Origin of the sequence: Nonomuraea sp. NPDC050394, from assembly GCF_044459065.1 — a bacterium.
Lineage (GTDB): Bacteria > Actinomycetota > Actinomycetes > Streptosporangiales > Streptosporangiaceae > Nonomuraea.
The window spans coordinates 58919-77520 of record NZ_JBITIO010000012.1 but is presented as its reverse complement, the minus strand read 5'-3'; the positions used below and the strand labels follow the sequence as shown (position 1 = coordinate 77520).

General features: G+C 71.9%; 10 protein-coding genes. 7 read left to right on the top strand and 3 right to left on the bottom strand.

Annotation, left to right across the window (positions count from 1 at the left end; translation table 11 throughout):
* Positions 1 to 81: 81 nt before the first annotated feature.
* Entirely contained in the window at positions 82 to 6369 is a 6288-nt protein-coding gene (locus ACIBKY_RS37555; protein ID WP_397104426.1) for an amino acid adenylation domain-containing protein, read from the top strand.
* The gene (locus tag ACIBKY_RS37550) at positions 6360 to 9419 is read left to right on the top strand and encodes an amino acid adenylation domain-containing protein (protein ID WP_397104424.1); all 3060 of its coding nucleotides are present in this window, start codon (positions 6360 to 6362) and stop codon (positions 9417 to 9419) included. Before ACIBKY_RS37555 ends, ACIBKY_RS37550 begins: the two co-directional genes overlap by 10 nt.
* 22 nt (positions 9420 to 9441) lie before the next feature.
* Here ACIBKY_RS37550 and ACIBKY_RS37545 read toward each other — a convergent pair whose 3' ends face one another.
* Entirely contained in the window at positions 9442 to 9915 is a 474-nt protein-coding gene (locus tag ACIBKY_RS37545; RefSeq protein WP_397104422.1) for an Lrp/AsnC family transcriptional regulator, read from the bottom strand.
* A 203-nt stretch (positions 9916 to 10118) separates the two neighbouring features.
* On the opposite strand from ACIBKY_RS37545, the gene ACIBKY_RS37540 reads away from it, so the two are divergent.
* Complete coding sequence (locus ACIBKY_RS37540; RefSeq protein ID WP_397104420.1) at positions 10119 to 11462, top strand: transaminase; 1344 nt, start codon at positions 10119 to 10121, stop codon at positions 11460 to 11462.
* Here the strand turns inward: ACIBKY_RS37540 and ACIBKY_RS37535 are convergent, their stop codons facing one another.
* The gene (locus ACIBKY_RS37535) at positions 11463 to 12890 is read right to left on the bottom strand and encodes an MFS transporter (protein ID WP_397104418.1); all 1428 of its coding nucleotides are present in this window, start codon (positions 12888 to 12890) and stop codon (positions 11463 to 11465) included.
* Between the two features lie 24 nt (positions 12891 to 12914).
* Positions 12915 to 13358: a MarR family winged helix-turn-helix transcriptional regulator gene (locus ACIBKY_RS37530; protein ID WP_397104416.1), complete on the bottom strand. Its 444-nt coding sequence runs from the start codon at positions 13356 to 13358 to the stop codon at positions 12915 to 12917.
* Positions 13359 to 13489: 131 nt separating this feature from the next.
* On the opposite strand from ACIBKY_RS37530, the gene ACIBKY_RS37525 reads away from it, so the two are divergent.
* From ACIBKY_RS37525 to ACIBKY_RS37510, 4 genes are read left to right on the top strand one after another with little or no spacing between them, the layout of a single operon-like run.
* Positions 13490 to 14926, top strand: coding sequence for an amidase (locus tag ACIBKY_RS37525; RefSeq protein WP_397104414.1), 1437 nt, complete (start codon positions 13490 to 13492; stop codon positions 14924 to 14926).
* Positions 14923 to 16161 carry an alpha/beta hydrolase family protein gene (locus ACIBKY_RS37520; RefSeq protein WP_397104412.1) on the top strand — a complete coding sequence of 413 codons (1239 nt, stop codon included), beginning with the start codon at positions 14923 to 14925 and terminating at the stop codon, positions 16159 to 16161. Before ACIBKY_RS37525 ends, ACIBKY_RS37520 begins: the two co-directional genes overlap by 4 nt.
* A gap of 27 nt (positions 16162 to 16188) precedes the next feature.
* Positions 16189 to 16767: a hypothetical protein gene (locus ACIBKY_RS37515; RefSeq protein WP_397104410.1), complete on the top strand. Its 579-nt coding sequence runs from the start codon at positions 16189 to 16191 to the stop codon at positions 16765 to 16767.
* Positions 16768 to 16773: 6 nt separating this feature from the next.
* Positions 16774 to 18579: a hydantoinase B/oxoprolinase family protein gene (locus ACIBKY_RS37510; RefSeq protein WP_397104408.1), complete on the top strand. Its 1806-nt coding sequence runs from the start codon at positions 16774 to 16776 to the stop codon at positions 18577 to 18579.
* Positions 18580 to 18602 lie beyond the last annotated feature (23 nt).

The following is an 18602-nucleotide window of genomic DNA, read 5'->3' as shown; positions in this document are numbered from 1 at the left end:
GACGGAAAGTAGTGATTGTCAGGCGTGTGGTGAATGTGTATGAATCTCGTTTAATGTGGCGTTCACCAAGGAAGTGAGGCAGTGGTGACATCCTCGGCGGGGCTGTCCTCAGACGAAATCCAGCTTTCCGACACCAAGCGAGCTCTGCTGGAGCAACGCCTCCGCCGCCGGTCCACCGGCAAGTCAGCGGGCATCCCGCGTCGCGAGCCGGGTGTCGAGATCCCCTTGTCCTATGCCCAGGAGGGCCTGTGGTTCATGGAGCAATTCGCTCCGGGCACAGCCGCCTATACCATCCCTTTCGTCCTCCGGCTGCGCGGCAGCCTCGATGATGAACGACTGCACCGGGCGCTTGAAACGGTCGTGTCCAGGCACGAGATTTTGCGCACCCGATTTCCGGCCGACGCGGACGGCAGGCCCCGCGTGGAGGTGTCCGATATCGGACACGTCGAGTTGCGGCGGCTGGCCGCCACCGACGAGGCGCACGCCCGCGACCTCCTGGGCGCCGAACTCGCCCGCCCCTTCGTGATCGCCACCGAACCGCCCGTACGCGCCGCGCTCGTCCGCCTGGCCGACGACGACCACATCCTGCTGGTGACGCTCCACCACATCGCCGGCGACGGATGGTCGCTGGAGATCCTGGCCGGGGAACTGCGCACGCTCTACGCCGGCGAGACCCCGCCCGAACTGACCCTGCAGTACGCCGACTTCGCCCTCTGGCAGCGCACCCGCCCGGCCGACCAGGCCGACCTGGCCTACTGGCGCGAACGGCTGGCCGGCGTGCCACCCATCGACCTGCCCATCGACGGCCGGCGCGGCGCCGTGGCCACCTTCGATGGCGCCTCCCACTCCTTCCGGCTCGGCCCCGGCCTGCTGGCCGCCGCCAACCGCCTGGCCAGGGAGCACGACGCGACGCTGTACATGGTCGTGCTGGCCGCCTACCAGGTCCTGCTCGGCCGCCACAGCGGGCAGACCGACTTCGCCGTCGGCACGCCGGTCGGCGGGCGCCCGCGCAGCGAGCTCGAACCCCTCATCGGCATGTTCGTCAACATGCTGGCCATGCGGGCCGACCTGGAGGGCGATCCCACCTTCACCGAACTGCTCACCCGGGTCAGGCAGAACACCCTGGACGCCTTCAGCCACCAGCGGCTGCCCTTCGAGCAGTTCGTCGGGGAGCTCGGGCACGCCCGGGACGTCTCGCGCACCGCCGTCTTCCAGGCCGCGCTCGCCCTGCAGAGCTATGATGAGGACAGCTTCGCCTGGCCGGGACTGGCGGCGCAGCCGTACCCGCTGACCGCCCAGGCCGCGCCCTACGAGCTGGAGCTGTTCCTCACCGAGCGCGACGACGGGCTCGACGCGCTGTTCGTCTACAACCGGAACCTGCTGGACCCGGCCACGGTCGAGGAACTCGGCACCCGGTTCGCCACCCTGCTGCGCGCCGCCGTCGCCGGGCCGGACACACGGGTGTCGGACCTGGAGATGCTGACCCCGCGGGAACACGAACACCTCCTGGCGCTGGCCGAGGGGCCGCGCGAGCCGTACCCCGGAGACAAGACGCTGGGCGCGCTGTTCGAGGAGCAGGCCGCCCGTACGCCCGGCGCCGTCGCGGTGGAGTACGGCCGGGAGCGCCTCACCTACGCCGAGCTGGAGCGGCGCTCGGGCCTGCTGGCCGGGCGGCTGCGCGAACGGGGCGCGGGACCGGGCGCCCGGGTCGCGGTCGGCATGGAGCGTTCGCTCGACCTGGTCGTGAGCCTGCTGGCCGTGGTCAGGGCGGGCGCCGCCTACGTGCCGCTGGACCCCGACTACCCGCGCGACCGCCTGGACTTCATGCTGCGGGACGCGCAGGCCGCGATCCTGCTGCCACAGGAGACGGTCCACGCGCCCCGCCCCGCGACGGACACGCCGCTGACCTCGGCCCACCCGGCCTACATGATCTACACCTCCGGCTCGACCGGCCGCCCCAAGGGTGTGCCCAACACGCACGCCGCCATCGTCAACCGCCTGGACTGGATGCAGCGCCGCTTCGGCCTGGGCGGCGCGGACGCGGTCATGCAGAAGACGCCCGCGGGCTTCGACGTCTCCGTCTGGGAGTTCTTCTGGCCGATCATCACCGGGGCCCGCCTCGTGGTGGCCGAGCCGGGCGGGCACCGGGACACCGCCTACCTGCGTGACCTGATCATCGGCAGCGGCGTGACGACCATGCACTTCGTCCCGTCGATGCTCGCCGCCTTCCTGGAGGAGGAGGGCGTCGAGCGCTGCGCCTCGCTGAAGAGGGTCATCTGCAGTGGCGAGGAGCTGCCGCCGGCCGTCGCCGCCCGGTTCTTCGAGCGCCTGCCGGGCACCGAACTACACAACCTCTACGGCCCCACCGAGGCCGCGGTCGACGTCACCGCCTGGCGATGCGCGCCCGGCGATAGCCGGATTCCGATCGGTCATCCGGTACAGAACACCCGTATCCACGTCCTCGACGCGCGGCTGCGGCCGGTGCCGTCCGGCGTGCCCGGTGAGCTGCACATCGGCGGCGTCCAGGTGGCCCCCGGCTACCACGGGCGGCCCGCGCTGACCGCCGACCGCTTCGTGCCCGACCCCTACGGCCCGCCCGGCTCACGCCTGTACCGCACCGGTGACCTGGCCAGGGTGCGGCGCGACGGCGCCGTGGAGTTCCTCGGCCGGCTGGACAACCAGGTCAAGATCCGCGGCCAGCGGGTGGAACTGGGGGAGATCGAGGCCGTGCTGCGTGAGCAGGCGGGCGTGCGCGAGGCGCTCGTCGTGGCCGGCGCGGACGGCCTGGTGGCCTACGTCGTCACCGACGCCCCGGACCCCGGCTTCCGGGCGGCGCTGAAGGAGATCCTGCCCGACCACATGGTGCCGGGCGCCTACGTGACCATGGACGCGCTGCCCCTCAGTCCCAACGGCAAGGTGGACCGCGCCGCGCTGCCCGCCCCCACCCGGACCGCCGGGGACGGCGCCCCGCCCACCACCCCGGCCGAGATCGCCGTCGCCGGGATCTGGGGCGAACTGCTCGGCCTGACCGGCATCCGGGCCGACGACGACTTCTTCGAGATCGGCGGGCACTCCCTGGTCGCCATCCAGGTGGTGGCCAGGCTGCGCAAGCTGCTCGCACCGGTCGAAGGCCGCTCGGTCGGCGTCATGGACCTGTTCCGGAACTCCACCGTGCGGGCGCTGGCCGAGCTCATCGAGGGCCCCGCCCCGGACGAGGACACGCCGCGCGAGCTCCTGCACCGCCTCACGCGCTCGCGCGCCACGCCCGCGCTCACGCTCGTCTGCTTCCCCTACGGCGGCGGCAGCGCCCTGGTCTACCAGCCGCTGGCCGACGCCCTGCCGGAGGAGTGCGCGCTGTACTCCATGGCCTTCCCCGGCCACGACCCCGGGCGCCCCGACGAACCGGTGATGCCCCTGGACGAGGTCATCGGCCAGTGCGTGCGCGAAATCCTCGACGGCATCGAGGGACCGATCGCCCTGTACGGCCACTGCGGCATCGGCGGCGCCGTCACCGCCGAGGTCGCCCGGCGCCTGGAGGCCGCCGGCCGTGAGCTCCAGGCCGTCTACATCGGCGCCATCTTCCCCTTCGCCCGGCCGCAGGGCCGCATCGCCGGGCCCCTGGGCAGGCTGCTGCGCTCCGACCGGCTGCGCGGCGACCGTACCTACGAGAACCGCATGAAGGCCATGGGCAACGACATCTCCGGCCTGGACGAGGAGCAGGTCAAGTTCATGGTCCGCAACCAGCGCCGGGACACACTGATCGCGGAGGAGTCGTTCACCCGCATGCTCGGCGAGCGGGCGGAGCCGTTGCGCGCCCCGGTCATCGCGGTCGTCGGCGAGCAGGACCCGGCGACCGACTACTACCGCGAGCGCTACCGGGAGTGGCGGTTCCTGTCGCCCACCACCGCGCTCGTCGTCCTCAGCGAAGCCGGCCACTACTACCTGAAGTACCGCGCGGACGACCTCGCCCAGATCCTCACCAACACGCACATCGCGATGGAGTACGGCTCGACCGCCGCGCTGAACCGCTCCGCCAGGGGGCCGGCCGCCCGATGGTGGGTCGAGGAGACGGAACGGGAACAGCCGGCGAAGCAGGCACCGCCCCCGAGCATGCGGCGCTTCCTGAGCGTGTCGGCCGCCCAGCTCGTCGCCCTGGTCGGCACGGCGATCACCGACTTCGCGATCCCGATCTGGGTGTACACCACGACCGGATCCCTGCTGAACTTCGCCCTCCTGGTCGCGTTGGCGATCATGCCGGGCGTCCTGGCCGCCCCGCTCCTCGGCGCGATCGTCGACCGGTCGGGCAAACGCGCGATGATGGCGCTGGGCAACAGCCTCGCCGGCGGCGTGCAGCTGATCTTCGGCGCGCTGTTGTGGACCGGCACCCTGGCCACCTGGCACATCTACCCCCTCGTCGCGACGCTCTCGGTCATGATGGTCTTCCAGCGGCTCGCCTACTCCGCGGCGCTGCCGCAGCTCGTGCCCAAGCGCTACCTCGGGCACGCGGCCGGGGTGGTCCAGATGCTCCTCGGCACCTCCCAGTTCGTCGCCCCGCTCCTGGCCGTCGCGCTCCTGGCCGGAGTCGGCCTGAGCGGCATCCTGGCGATCAACGTCGCCGGGTTCTGCGTGATGCTGGGCGCGCTGGCCGTCATCCGCTTCCCCGCCACCCTCGGGCTGGAGCGGCGCGAAACGCTCGCCGCCGAGATCGCCGGTGGTTTCCGCATGTCGCTGGGCAACCGGCACCTGCGGGCCGCGCTGCTCTACTTCGCCGTGCTCAACGTCATGCTGGCCGCGGTGCTGATGTCGATCTCACCGCTGGTGCTGTCGTTCTCCGACCTCGGCACCGCCGGGCGCATCGCGTTCGTCGGCGGCCTGGGCGCCACGCTCGGCGGCATGATCGTCGCGCTGTGGGGCGGGCCGCGCCGTCGCCGCATGCGCGCCGTGCTGCTGGGCACCCTGGGACTCAGCCTGTTCGCCGTCGTCACCGGGGCGTACGCCTCCCCGCTGACCGTCGGTCTTGGCGCGTTCGGATTGTGGTGCAGCCTGTCCGTGGTCAACGGCGTCTTCATGACGATCATCCATGTGAAGGTGCCGCAGCGCTTCCACGGCCGGGTCATGGCGTTCAACCAGATGATCTCCTGGTCCACGCTGCCGGTCGGCATGGCCGTGGTCGCGCCGCTGGGCGAGCGGGTGCTGGAGCCGCTGCTCATGCCGGACGGCGCCCTGGCCGCCACGGTCGGCGCGGTGATCGGGGTGGGACCCGGGCGCGGCATCGGGTTCATGTACGTCCTGCTCGGCCTGGGCATCGCCGTACACGCGCTGGTGTCGATGCGGATCCCGGTCCTGGCCAGGTTCGACCGGGAGGTGCCGGAAGCCGATCCCGACGACCTCGTCGGCGCGCGGGCGCTGCAGGCCGGCGCGGGCAACACCGTCAGCCTCGCCTGGAGCGCGCCCGCCTTCGCCAAGGCGCTGACCATGCCGCTGAGCGCGGACACGGCGGCCCGCCTGCTCGGGGAGCCGGTCGAGCGGGTCCTGCTGCGCACCGGCGGCGAGATCAGCGCGGTGTACGAGGTCAGGACACCGGGCCGCGAGCTGATCTTCAAGCTGTACCCCGGCCTGTTCACCGACCGCATGCGCAAGGAACAGCGGGTGTACGAGCTGCTCGGCCCTACCGGGGCGGCGGCGCCCGGCGTGGTCCTGGCCGACGACTCCAAGCGTGACCTGCCCCAGGCGTACCTGGTGATGACGAAGATCCCCGGCCGGCCGCTCTCGCAGGTCTCCGCCTCCCTCGACGCCGAGACCGTCGAACGGCTCTACCACGAGATGGGCCGCCTGCTGCGGGCCGTGCACAGCGTGGAACTCACCGCGTACGGCCCGCTGGACGGGGTCCAGGAACCCACGAACGCCGCCTACCTCGGCGGCCAGTTCGACCTCAAGGTCGCCCAGTTCGCCGAGTTCGGCGGCGACCCCGGCGTGCACGCGGCGCTCGTCGCCCGCGTGCGCGCCGACCGCCGCCTGCTGGAGCGCTGCACCACGCCCGTCCTGCTCCACCACGACTTCCATGAGCGCAACGTCATGGCCGACCAGCGCGACGGGCGATGGGAGCTGACGGGTGTCATCGACGTCGAGAACGCGCTCGCCGGCGACCCCCTCATGGACCTGGCCCGCACCGACTACTTCGCGGTCAAGGACGACCCCGCCCGCCGCCGCGCCCTGCTGGACGGGTACGGCACGCTGCCCGGCGACTGGGCCGAGCGGCTGGCCTTCTACCGGCTCTACCACGCGCTGGACCAATGGCACTGGCTGGCCACCCTCGGCGAGGTCAGCGCGCTGGAGCCGATCACCCGGGAGATTCGCGCATGTCTGTGACCGAAGACGCCTTCCCCGCATCCTCCGCGCAGGAACGGGTCTGGTTCCTCACCACGCTTCTGCCCGGCCTGCCCCTGTACAACATCGCGGGCATCTCCCGGCTGGAGCGGCTCGGCGAGGTCGAGCCCGCGCTCATGGAGCGGGCGCTCGGGCTGGTGGCCGAGCGGCACGAGCCGATGCGCACCCGCTTCGAGCTGCGCGAGGAGAAGGTCATGCAGCTCATCGCTCCCGAGATCCCGGTACGGCTGGCCTGCACCGACCTGACCGATGACGAGGGGGCTTTGGCGGCGCTGGCCGCACGGGACGCCGCGGAGCCGTTCGCCCTCGACCGGGCGCCGCTGTGGCGGGCCAGGCTGGTCAGGCTCGGCGGCGGCCGTTGGCGGCTCGTCCAGGTCTTCCACCACGCCATCTATGACGCGTGGTCCGCGGAGATCTTCGGCGCCGACCTGACCGAGGCGTACCTGTCGCTGCGCGAGCGGCGCGCCCCCCGCTTCGCCAAGCTGACCGTCCAGTACGCCGACTACGCCGTCTGGCAGCGCGAGCAGACCTTCGAGGACGACCTGGCGTACTGGAGCCGGCGCCTGGCCGGGTCGGCTCCCCTCGAACTGCCCGCCGACCACCCCCGCCCCGCCGAACTCGGCTACGCCGGAGCCAACCACCCGTTCACCGTGCCGGCCGGGCTGACGGCCCGGGTGGCGGCACTGGGCATGCGCCGCGGCGCCACCCCCTTCATGGTGCTGTTCACCGCCTTCGCCGCCCTGCTCGCCCGCTGGAGCGGCCACCACGACGTCGTGATCGGCTCTCCCGTGGCCGGCCGCGACCAGGACGAGCTCAACCCGCTCATCGGCATGTTCGTCAACACCCTGCCCCTGCGCACCGACCTGGGCGGCGACCCCACCTTCGACGAAGCCCTGGACCGCGTGCGCACCACCGTCCTGGAGGCGCTCGAACACCAGGACGTGCCCTTCGCCCGGATCGTCGGCGCGCTCAACCCGCCCCGCGACCCCGCCCGCACCCCGCTCTACCAGGTCGCCTTCAACCAGCTCCCCTTCGACGTACGCGGCCAGATCGGCACCGGGACCACCAAGACCGACCTCACGCTGGAGTTGCAGAACGCGCAGGGCGAGATGAGCGGGTGGCTGGAGTACAGCACCGACCTCTACGACCCGGCCACGATCGCCGGGCTCGCGCAGGGATACCTCGCCCTGCTCGACGCGGCCACCGCCGACCCGTCCCTGCCGCTGTCGCGGCTGCCGCTCATGCCCGCCTCCCGCCGTTCCGAGGTGGCCGGCGCCTGGCACGGGGCGCGCCTGCCATACCCCTCCTCGCCCCTTCACGACCTCGTGGCGGCACGCGCCGCCGAAAGCCCGGACGCCCCCGCGGTGATCGTCGCGCACGAGGAGCGCACCCTGACCTACGCCGAGCTGGACGCCCACGCCGACGCCCTGGCCAGGGCGATCGTCTCCCGCGGCGTCGGACTTGAGTCCCCGGTCGCGGTCTGCCTCCCGCCCGGCGCCGACCTCGTGATCGCCCTGCTGGCCGTCCTGAAGTCCGGTGCCTGCTACGTCCCCCTCGACCCGCGCTACCCGGCCGAGCGGCTGCGCCTCATGCTGGAGGACTCCGGGACCGAGCTCGCGCTCACCACCCCGGAACTGGCGGGCCGTCTGCCCGGAGTGGCCCTGCTGACCGACCTGGCCGCCGAGGTTGCGGAGCACCGCCCGCTGCCGGCCGTCACGCTCGACCACCTCGCGTACGTGATCTACACCTCCGGCTCGACCGGGGTGCCCAAGGGCGTCATGGTCCCGCACCGGGGCGTGGTCAACCTGGTCGAGAGCCTGGCCTTCCCCGCGGCCGAGCGTGTGCTGCTGCTGACGCCGCTCTCCTTCGACATCGCCGCCCTCGAACTCTTCGGGCCGCTGCTGCGGGGAGGTGCGGTCGTGGTCGCCCCGCCGTACGGCAAGCTCACCCCGCTCCTGGCGGACGTGACGACCGTCCAGGCGCCCCCGTCGGTCCTGGAGGAGATCATCGACGACCTCCCGGACGGCCTGCCGAAGATCCTGAGCGGCGGCGAACCCCTCGGTCTCCCCCTGGCCCGCCGCCTGCTGGGCAAGACCCGGGAGCTCCACAACATGTACGGCCCCACCGAGACCACCATCTGGTCCCTCACCCACCGGGTACACCCGGGCGACACGGCCATCTCGATCGGCCGCCCCGTGGCCAACACCACGTCCTACGTCCTGGGCCCGGGCCTGGACCCGCTCCCGCCCGGCGTGGTCGGCGAACTCTACCTGGGCGGCGACGCCCTGGCCCGCGGCTACCACCGCCGCCCGTCCCTGACCGCCACCCGCTTCGTCCCCGACCCCTTCGGTACGGCCGGCGGCCGCCTCTACCGCACCGGCGACCTGGTCCGCCGCCGGCCCGACGGCACGCTCGAGTTCGTCGGCCGGGTGGACGACCAGGTGAAGGTCCGCGGCGTCCGCATCGAACTGGGCGAAGTCGAAACCGCCCTCACCACCCACCCCGGCGTCACCCGCGCCGTGGCCGCCGTCCGCGACGACGCCCCCGGCGGTCGCGCCCTCGTCGCCTACGTGGACGACCGGGCCCCGCTGGCCGAGCTGCGCGCCTACCTCCGGGACCGCCTGCCGCCCACCATGGTCCCCAGTCTCTACGTGCCGGTCGGCCACTTCCCGAAGCTCCCCAACGGCAAACTCGACCGCGCCGCCCTCCCCTCCCCCCAGGCCGCCCCCGCCACCGCCACGGCCACCACGCCGGAGACGGCCGCGGAGGAACTGGTCCACGACGTCTGGACCGACGTCCTGGGCAGGGACGGGTTCGGCATCGACGACGACTTCTTCGACCTCGGTGGGCACTCGATGCTCGGCACCCGGGTCGTGGCCAGGATCTGCTCGGAGCTGGAGATCGAACTGCCGCTCAACACGCTCTTCCTGACCCGGACGGTCCGCCGGCTGGCGGCGGCGGTGGAGGCGCACCTGGCGGCGGAGATCGACCGGCTCTCGGAGGAGGAGGCGGCGGCGCTGATGGAGGAGTGAGGTCAGGTGGCGGGTGCCCGCGTCACAGCGCGCCCCACGAGTACGTGACCTTCTCGATCTTCATGTAGGTGAACAACTCGGTGCTGCGCACCCCGGGAACGCGCCGGACGACGTCGTTCAGGATGGTCAGCAGTTCGGCCGAGTCGCGCCCGATGACCTCGACGAGGATGTCGTAGCGCCCGGAGGACAACACCACGTAGACGATCTGGTCGACGTCCGACAACGCGGCGGCGACCGCCCGCAGGTCCCCGTCCGCGTTGATCCCGATCATGGCCTGGACGTTGAAGCCCATCTTGAACGGCTCGGAGACGGCCACCACCTCGATGACGCCGCTGTCGAGGAGCCGTTGCACCCGCTGACGCACCGCGGCGCGCGACAGCCCGACCTCCGGCCCCAGTTTGGAGTACGGCATGCGGCCGTCCACCTGGAGAACCCGGATGATCGACTTGTCGATCTCGTCGAGTTCGACCTGGTGTGCCCGGTTGTCCTCGGCCACGCGGCGCCTCCCACGCTGATCTTCACTGCGGCGGGTCCCACCGTACGGCACCGGCCACCTCGTCAGCCCCTCGATCGTATCGCTTCCCGATACCGGTCGCGGCAAGCGATTGGCTTGCTCGAATCCAAAGTGCCATCGAAAAGCTTGAAAACAACGCGAACAGACGTACAGAATGACTGTCTCATCCCTAGGAGGCCGTCACGATGAGCGACATGTTGAGCGAACCGCTGGCCAAGGAACGGGCCGCCTACGCCGCCCGCAACCCCCGATCGCGCGCCGCGCACGAGCGCGCGGACCATCTGCTGGGCCGGGTGCCGATGACCTGGATGGCCAAGTCGGCCGCGGAGTTCCCGCTGTACCTGGATCGTGCCTCCGGGGCGCGGGTGTGGGACGCCGACGGCCACGAGCTCGCCGACTTCTGCCTGGGAGACACCGGGGCGATGGCCGGGCACTCGCCCCCGGCCACGGTCGAGGCGGTCAGCAGGCGCTACGCCGAGCTCGGCGGCGCCACCACGATGATGCCGACCGAGGACGCCGCGGCCGTGGCCGAGGAGCTGACCCGCAGGTTCGGCCTCAGCCGGTGGAGCTTCGCCCTGACCGCCACCGACGCGAACCGGTGGGCGTTGCGCCTGGCCCGCGCGGTCACCGAGCGGCCGCGGGTGCTGGTGATGAGCTTCAGTTACCACGGCAGCGTCGACGAGTCGTTCATCGTGACCGGGCCGGACGGCCCGGTGCCGCGTCCGGGCAACGTGGGCGCGCCCTACGACGTCACGCGGACCAGCCGGGTGGTCGAGTTCAACGACGTGGAGGCGCTGGAGCGGGAACTGGCCCCCTGCGACGTGGCCGCCGTGCTGATGGAGCCGGCCATGACCAACATGGGCATCGTCCTGCCCGAGCCGGGCTATCTGGCCGCGGTCCGCGAGCTGACGAGGCGGGCCGGGACGTTGCTGATCAACGACGAGACGCACACCGTCTCGGCCGGACCGGGCGGCTGCACCAGGGCGTGGGGACTGCGGCCCGACGTCGTGACCGTGGGCAAGGCGATCGCCGGCGGACTGCCCATCGGCGCCTACGGGCTGACCGGCGAGCTGGCCGGGCGGCTGCTGGGGCGTGGTGACCTCGACCTGGTCGACACCGGGGGCGTCGGCGGCACACTGGCCGGCAACGCGTTGTCGATGGCGGCGGCGCGGGCCACCCTCGGCGAGGTGCTCACCGAGGGCGCCTACGAGCGGATGATCGCCCTGTCGGCCCGGTACACCGAGGGCGTGCGGCGGCTCATCGACGCCCACGGGCTGCCGTGGGTGGTGACCCAGCTCGGTGCGCGCTCGGAGTACCGGTTCATGACGCCCGGGCCGCGCAACGGCACCGAGTCCTACCGGTCGACCGACGCCACGCTCGAGGACTACCTCCACCTGTACCTGCTCAACCGGGGCGTGATGCTGACGCCCTTCCACAACATGGCCCTGATGTGCCCGGACACCACCGAGGCCGACGTCGATCTGCACCTGGAGATCCTCGGCGCCGCGGTCGCCGGGCTACCCGGCTGATCAGGCGCGCAGGGGGACGGCCCTGATCGCCAGCGCGGCCAGGAGGCTGACCATCGCCAGCCCGGCCGAGACGGCGAAGACCGTTCCCGTCGCCCCGGCATAGGCCTCCCGTACGGCCGGGCCGTACCCCCGGGCGGCGTCCACGGCGTGGGTGACGATCGCGCCCAGCACGGACATGCCCATCACCCCGCCGAGCGAGCGGAAGAACGACACCGACGCGCTCGCCGCGCCGGCCCGGTCGGCGGGCGCGCTGTTCTGGACGGCGAGCACGTAGTTCTGCATCACGACCCCGATGCCGAGACCCACGAGGATGGTCGATGCGACGACGTACCAGGTGGGCGGTCCCGAGCCGAGGACCGCCAGCAGCGCCAGACCCGCGGCGAGCGTGGCGGAGCCGCCCACCAGAAAGCCCTTCCAGCGTCCGAACCGGGTGATGAGGTGACCGGAGCCGAGCGAGGCGAGCGTGGTGCTCACCATCATGGGCATGCACAGCAGCCCGGCCTCGGTCGGCGAGTGGCCGCGGGCGAGCTGGAAGTACTGGCTGATGAAGACGATCGAGCTGAACATGACCATCCCCACCGCCGAGCTCCCGGCGATCGCCAGCGCCGTCGTGCGCAGGCGCAGCAGGGACAGCGGTACGACGGGGTCGGGGTGCCGCCGTTCGGCGAGGTACAGAAGGACACCGGCGACGAGCGTGCCGGCCAGGCACGCGGCGCTCTGCCAGGACCACCACGGGTAGGCGCGGCCGGCGAAGGTCACCCACACCGCTGGAGTCATGGCGGTCACGGTGGTCAGCAGCGCGCCGAGGTAGTCGACGCGGGCCTTGCGCCGGATCCAGGGCACGCGCAGGTACCGGTTCAGGATGACCAGGCTCACGATCGCGAAGGGGACCACCACAAAGAAGCACCAGCGCCAGCCCAGCCAGGCGGTGTCGACGATCGCGCCGCCGATCAGCGGCCCGCACAGGGTGCCGAGGGCCATCACGGTGGCGATGTAGCCGCCGTAGCGCCCGCCCTGCCGCGGCGGGACGATGCCGGCCACGATGGCCTGGGCCGTGGCCAGTAACCCGCCCATCGCGACGCCCTGGACGGCGCGCATGCCGATGAGCATCTCGATGGTGGGGGACGTCCCTGCGGCCACCGACCCGGCGGCGAACAGCGCGAGCGCCACCCGCACGACCTTGCGCTTGTCGAACTGGTCGGCCAGCCGCCCCCACAGAGGGATGCTGACGGTCATCGTGAGCAGGGAGGTCGCCACGAGCCAGGTGTACTGCGCCTGGCTTCCGCCGAGGGCGGCCACGATCGACGGCACGGCGTTGGTGACGATCAGCGTGCTGGACACGGCGGAGAACAAGGCGAGCAGCAGCCCGGCCAGTGACTTCAGGATCTCGCGTTCGGACAGCCGGGAGGAAGGAGCATCTAGTTCCATGCCTTAACTATATGGACACGCGCCCTACTTGGCCGGACCGAAGTCCTTGTCCGCCTGCCGTTCGAGCGCCTCCTCGAGCGCCTCGCCGTTGAGCGCCTTCAGGGCCTCCCCGGCGTCACCGAGCACTTCCTGGAAACGCTCGACGAGCAGGAGGTTCACGGCGTCCAGGACCTCGTGGCCATGCCGGGTGACGTCGAAGACCACGCCGCGCCCGTCGGAGGCCAGCCCACTGCGCTCGATCAGGCCGCTCCTGACCATTCCGTTGGTGAGGGCGGAGATCGCCGGCCGGCTCACGGCCGTGTACCTGGCCAGCTCGTAGGCCCGCTGCCGGCCGGCGGCCGCGCTGGTCAGGGCCCGGTACTGCGGCATGGTCAGACCGCCCTCCTCGCACGCCTGCTGGGCGATGCGGGCCAGGCGGACGATCGTCCGGACGGCGGCGAGCAGGTCGGCGTCCATACCCTTGTCCATGTCTCTCCTTCACACTGCGTCCTTGATCGGCCACAGCCTAATTGAATGGATTGAGGCGCTCCGCCCCATTGCGTACGACGAGAAAGTGGCTACACTCCCCATATGATTAAAGCACTTAACTACTTCTGGCCATGGGCGGCCGGGTAGCGCCCGACGGCCTGGACGCACTGGCCCAGGCCGAGCTCGTCCGCACCGGCCAGGTCACCCCGGCCGAACTCCTGGACGACACGATCGACCGCATCGAGAAGACGAACCCGGCGATCAACGCGGTCGTCACCACGATGTACGACGAGGCCCGCGCGACGCTGGCGGGCCCACTGCCGCAGGGGCCGTTCACCGGCGTGCCGTTCCTGCTGAAGGACGGCGGCGGCGTGGCCTACGCGGGAGTCCCGATGACCTCCGCCAGCAGGTTCCTGGCCGGTTACGTCCCCGGCCGGGACGGTGAGCTCACCCGCAGGTACAAGGCCGCCGGGCTCGTGGTCTGCGGCAAGACCAACCTGCCCGAGTTCGGCCTCCAGCCGACCACCGAACCGGAGCTGTTCGGTCCCACCAGGAACCCCTGGGACCCGGACCTGTCGGCCGGCGGCTCCAGCGGCGGCGCCGCCGCGGCGGTCGCGGCCCGCATGGTCACGATGGCCAACGCCAGCGACAGCGGCGGTTCCATCCGGGTGCCCGCCTCGTGCTGCGGCGTGTTCGGCCTGAAGCCGACCCGGCTGCGCATCGCCTCCGCCCGCCGGCGGGCCGGGGTCTCCATGCGCATCGCGGTGCTGAGCGAACACGCGATCACGCTCAGCGTCCGCGACTGCGCCGCCCTGCTGGACGCCACCGCCGGGCCGCTGCCCGGCGACCCCTTCGTCGCACCCCCGCCACCGCGCCCCTACCTGGAGGAGACCAGAACCGACCCCGGCAGGCTGCGGATCGTCTTCACCAGGGAGCCGCTCCTCGGCGCCCCGCTCCACCCGGACGCCGTCGCGGCCGTGGAGGACGCGGCCCGCCTGTGCGAAAGCCTCGGCCACCACGTGGAGGAGGGCACGCCCCAGCTGGACTCCGATCTCGCCAGGCCGTTCACGACCGTCTCCGCGGGCGGTCTGGCCTGGGACGTCGCCCACCTCGAACGCGTCACCGGCAAGAAGGCCCGGCAGGAGGACTTCGAGGCCGCCACCTGGGCCATGATCGAACAGGGCCGGTCCGGCGCGACGAGCCTGAGCGACTACATGGACGCCCTGGCCGAGCTGCAGACCCTGTGCGACGACCTGGCGGCCTTCCAGGCGCCCTACGATCTCTGGCTCACGCCCGCCACCGCCGCCCCGGCACCGCCGCTCGGCGCGTTCGCCACCGGCGGTCTCGCCCTCATGGGCGCCTTCCTGCAGTTCACCACGCTCATCAACATCACCGGCCAGCCGGCCGTGTCGATCCCGCTCTACTGGAACGCCGCCGGGATCCCGCTCGGCGCCCACTTCGTCGCGCCCTACGGCGACGAAGGCATGCTCTTCCGTCTTGCCGCCCAGCTCGAGGCCGCGCGCCCCTGGGCCGCGCGGGCTCCCCACCCAGCCGAGAGGTTCTCATGACGACGTCCACCGACACCCGGCCCAATCCGTACTTCCCCGGCGACCACTGGACCTCCCACGTGTTCATCGGCAACGAGGTGATGGACGACCAGATCAAGCACACGCTCGGCATGATGTTCTTCGGCATGTCCGACCTCGGCGAATGCCTGGAGGCCGCGGGGAGGATCCGGGTCGACGACGAGGAGAGCTGGGTCACGGCCTGGTCCGACGTGGCCTCGCGGCTGCAGCGGCGGGCCGAGGCGGCCGAGCGGAAGGGGCGGCTGGTCAGCGCCGCCGACGCCTACCTGCGGGCCTCGACGTACTGGCGCACCTCGCTGCTGCACTTCAGCTTCCCCGGCGACCCCAGGGTCAGGGCGAACGCGGTCGCGGCCTACGCCTGTTACGACCGCTACCTCGAGCTGTCGGACTATCCGGGGCAACTGCTCAAGATTCCCTACCAGGACAGCTTCCTGCCGTCCTACCTCTACCGTTCCCCGCTGGCCAAAGGACCGGCGCCCCTGCTGATCTTCTTCCAGGGGCGTGACGCCTGGGCGGAGGACACCCGCTGGGTCTACGACAACGCGATCAGGCGGGGTTACCACTGCCTCGCCGTACAGGGACCGGGGCAGGGCGCGGCGCTGCGGGTGAACAACCTCCACTTCCGCCACGACTGGGAGAACGTCGTCTCCCCCATCGTGGACGTGGCCGAGAAGCTCGACGGCGTCGACCGCGAGCGCATCGGCCTCATGGGGCTGAGCTTCGGCGGCTACCTCGCGCCCCGGGCGGCGGCGTTCGAGTCCCGGCTGAAGGTGTGCGTGGCCAACCCGGGCGTGCTGAAGTGGGGCGCCTCCATCAAGGAGAACCTGCCGGAGACGCTCAGTCAGGCCCTGGAGCAGGGGCCCGACACGTTCAACGCCGCCGCGGCCGCCCTCGGCGACGCCTCCCCGCTGGCCGAGTGGTTCATCCGCGACTCTTCCTGGAAGCACGGCGTGCAGACACCGTACGAGCTGTTCAAGGAGCTCGACGCCTGCGACCTGACCGACGTGGCCGGGCGGATCACCTGCCGCACGCTGGTCATGGACGGCACCGAGGAGCGGTTCTCCGCGGGGCACGCCGAGCAGCTCTACGACGCGCTGACCTGCCCGAAGGACTTCCTGCTCTTCGACGCGACCTCGACCGCGCAGCTGCACTGCCAGACCGGCGGGACCGCGACGGCGGCCGAGTTCACCTTCGACTGGCTGGACGAGCACCTCTAACGGCGCCCCGAAGGAAGAGGGCGACTCATGACCGCCGCCGACGTGCCGGATCCGTCCGAACCCGTCGTCCTGCCGGACGACCTGCTGCCCGGTGCCGAAGCCACGGAGCCGGGACTGCTCGACACCCTCCGCCACGGCGGCTGGTCGATCTGCGCGACCGCCATCCCGCTCGTGGCCCTCGAACAACTCACCCGCGAGGCGACCACCACGCTGGCGCCGGACATCAGGGACTACTTCGGCATCTCCGCCGCCTTCCTCACCGCGATGGCCGGGCTGGCGGGCGTCGCGCTGACGGTCGGCGGAATCCCCATGGCGTGGCTGGCCGACCGGGTCAACCGCAAACATCTCGTGCGTCGCGCTGCCCGGCTCCGGGGGCACGCTGACGACCCGGCTCGCCGATCCGCGGCGGCCATCGGTACGGCGGGCCTTCGTGGCCGGTCACGGCATGGCCGACGTCCCGGTACGGCCCCTGGCCACGATCACGGCGGGGGAACGGGTGCCGGGACCGGTGCTCATCGAGTCGCCGTTCACCACGGTGGTGATCGCCGACACCACTGGCACGGCGGAGCTGGGCCCCTCCGGCTCCCTGATCATCAACAGAGGTGACGCCGCATGACCAGCGTGCAAGCAGCGCCCGCGCCGGGCCGTACCGGGGAGCGGCTGGACGGAGCCCGGCTCGCGGTGCTCAGCCACCGCTTCGAGGCCATCGTGCGCCGGATGTCGAACACCCTGGCCCGCTCGGGACGCTCCGGCGTGCTGAACACCGCCAGGGACTTCTCCTGCTGCGTGCTCACCGCGGCCGGCGAGGTGCTGATGACCGGCGACAGCCCGCCGATCCATGTGATGGGCGGCCCGGACCTGCAGGCCCGGTCGATGCTGGAGTTCTATCCGCGGCCCCGGGCGGGTGACGCCTTCCTGCACAACTCGCCCTACCACGGCAACACGCACGCGGCCGACCACTCCATCCTGGTGCCGGTCGTGGACGACGACGGCGTGCACCGCTTCACCGTGCTGGCCAAGGCCCATCAGGCGGACTGCGGCAACTCGGTGCCCACCACCTACATGGCCAGCGCCCGCGACGTGTACGAGGAGGGGGCGCTGATCTTCCCGGTCGTCCGGGTGCAGGACGCGTACGCCGACTGCGCGGACATCCTGCGCATGTGCGAGATGCGCATCCGGGTGCCCGAGCAGTGGCGCGGCGACTACCTCGCGGTCCTGGGCAGCGCCCGCATCGGTGAACGCGCGCTGCTCCAGCTCGCCGACGAGGTCGGCTGGGACGCGCTGACCGGCTTCGCCCGCGACTGGCTCGACTACGGCGAAGCCCGCATGGAGGCGGCGATCCGGGCGCTGCCCGCCGGCGTGGCGACCACCGCGACCCGGCACGATCCCTTCCCCGGCGTGCCCGACGGCGTGCCGATCCAGGCCACGGTCGCCGTCCGGCCGGAGGCGGGCATGATCGAGGTCGATCTGCGCGACAACCCCGACTGCGTGCCGTCCGGCCTGAACCTCAGCGAGGCGTCCTCGCGTACGGCGGCGCTCATCGGCGTGTTCAACAGCGTCGACCACACCATCCCGCACAACCAGGGCAGCTTCCGGCGGGTACGGGTGGCCCTGCGCGACAACTGCGTCGTCGGCATACCCCGCCACCCCTTCAGCTGTTCGGTGGCCACCACGAACCTGGCCAACCGGGTGGGCAACCTCGTCCAGCGCGCGATGGCCGAGATCGGGGCGGACATGGGGCTGGCGGAGGTCGGCTCCGGCATGTCCCCGTCCGAGGCCGTCGTGTCCGGCACCGACGAACGGACCGGTGCCCCCTTCGTCAACCAGATCTTCATCGGCCCCAACGGCGGTGCCGGCGGACCGGCCGCCGACGGCTGGCTGACCATGAGCGACCTGGGCAGCGGCGGCACACTACTGCTGGACAGCGTGGAGATCGACGAGCTCAAGCAGCCGATCGTCATCCACCGTCGGCGGCTGGCGCCCGACACCGAAGGAGCGGGCCGGCACCGGGGCGCCCCGGGCCTGGAGGTCGAGTACGGCCCGCTCGGCGGCACGATCGCGGCCATCTACGCCAATGACGGCTCGATCAACCCCATGATGGGCGCCAGAGGCGGCCTGCCCGGCGCGCCCTCGGCCCAGCTCAAGCGGGAGCGCGACGGGACGCTGCGTCCGGTGGACATCTGCGGCCCGGTCCACGTCGAGGACGGCGAGCGGCTGCTCGCCCGCACCAGCGGGGGCGGCGGGTACGGTCCCCCGCACACCCGCGCGCCGGGCGCGGTCGCCCGCGACGTGCGCGAGGGCTGGATCACCGCGGCGCGGGCACGCGAGGTCTACCTGGTCGCCCTCGACGCCGACGGTCACCCGGACCCGGACGGGACGGCCCGCCTGCGCTCCCGTCAGGCGTCCTCGGCCGGCTAGAGGGTGGAGTGCTCCAGGCGCGG

What these genes read in the sequence shown, in the direction of transcription:
- ACIBKY_RS37515 (WP_397104410.1), top strand. Translation starts at nt 16,189, where the DNA reads ATGACCGCCGCCGACGTGCCGGATCCGTCCGAACCCGTCGTCCTGCCG.
- ACIBKY_RS37540 (WP_397104420.1), top strand. Translation starts at nt 10,119, where the DNA reads ATGAGCGACATGTTGAGCGAACCGCTGGCCAAGGAACGGGCCGCCTAC.
- ACIBKY_RS37520 (WP_397104412.1), top strand. Translation starts at nt 14,923, where the DNA reads ATGACGACGTCCACCGACACCCGGCCCAATCCGTACTTCCCCGGCGAC.
- ACIBKY_RS37530 (WP_397104416.1), bottom strand. Translation starts at nt 13,358, where the DNA reads ATGGACAAGGGTATGGACGCCGACCTGCTCGCCGCCGTCCGGACGATC.
- ACIBKY_RS37510 (WP_397104408.1), top strand. Translation starts at nt 16,774, where the DNA reads ATGACCAGCGTGCAAGCAGCGCCCGCGCCGGGCCGTACCGGGGAGCGG.
- ACIBKY_RS37550 (WP_397104424.1), top strand. Translation starts at nt 6,360, where the DNA reads ATGTCTGTGACCGAAGACGCCTTCCCCGCATCCTCCGCGCAGGAACGG.
- ACIBKY_RS37535 (WP_397104418.1), bottom strand. Translation starts at nt 12,890, where the DNA reads ATGGAACTAGATGCTCCTTCCTCCCGGCTGTCCGAACGCGAGATCCTG.
- ACIBKY_RS37525 (WP_397104414.1), top strand. Translation starts at nt 13,490, where the DNA reads ATGGGCGGCCGGGTAGCGCCCGACGGCCTGGACGCACTGGCCCAGGCC.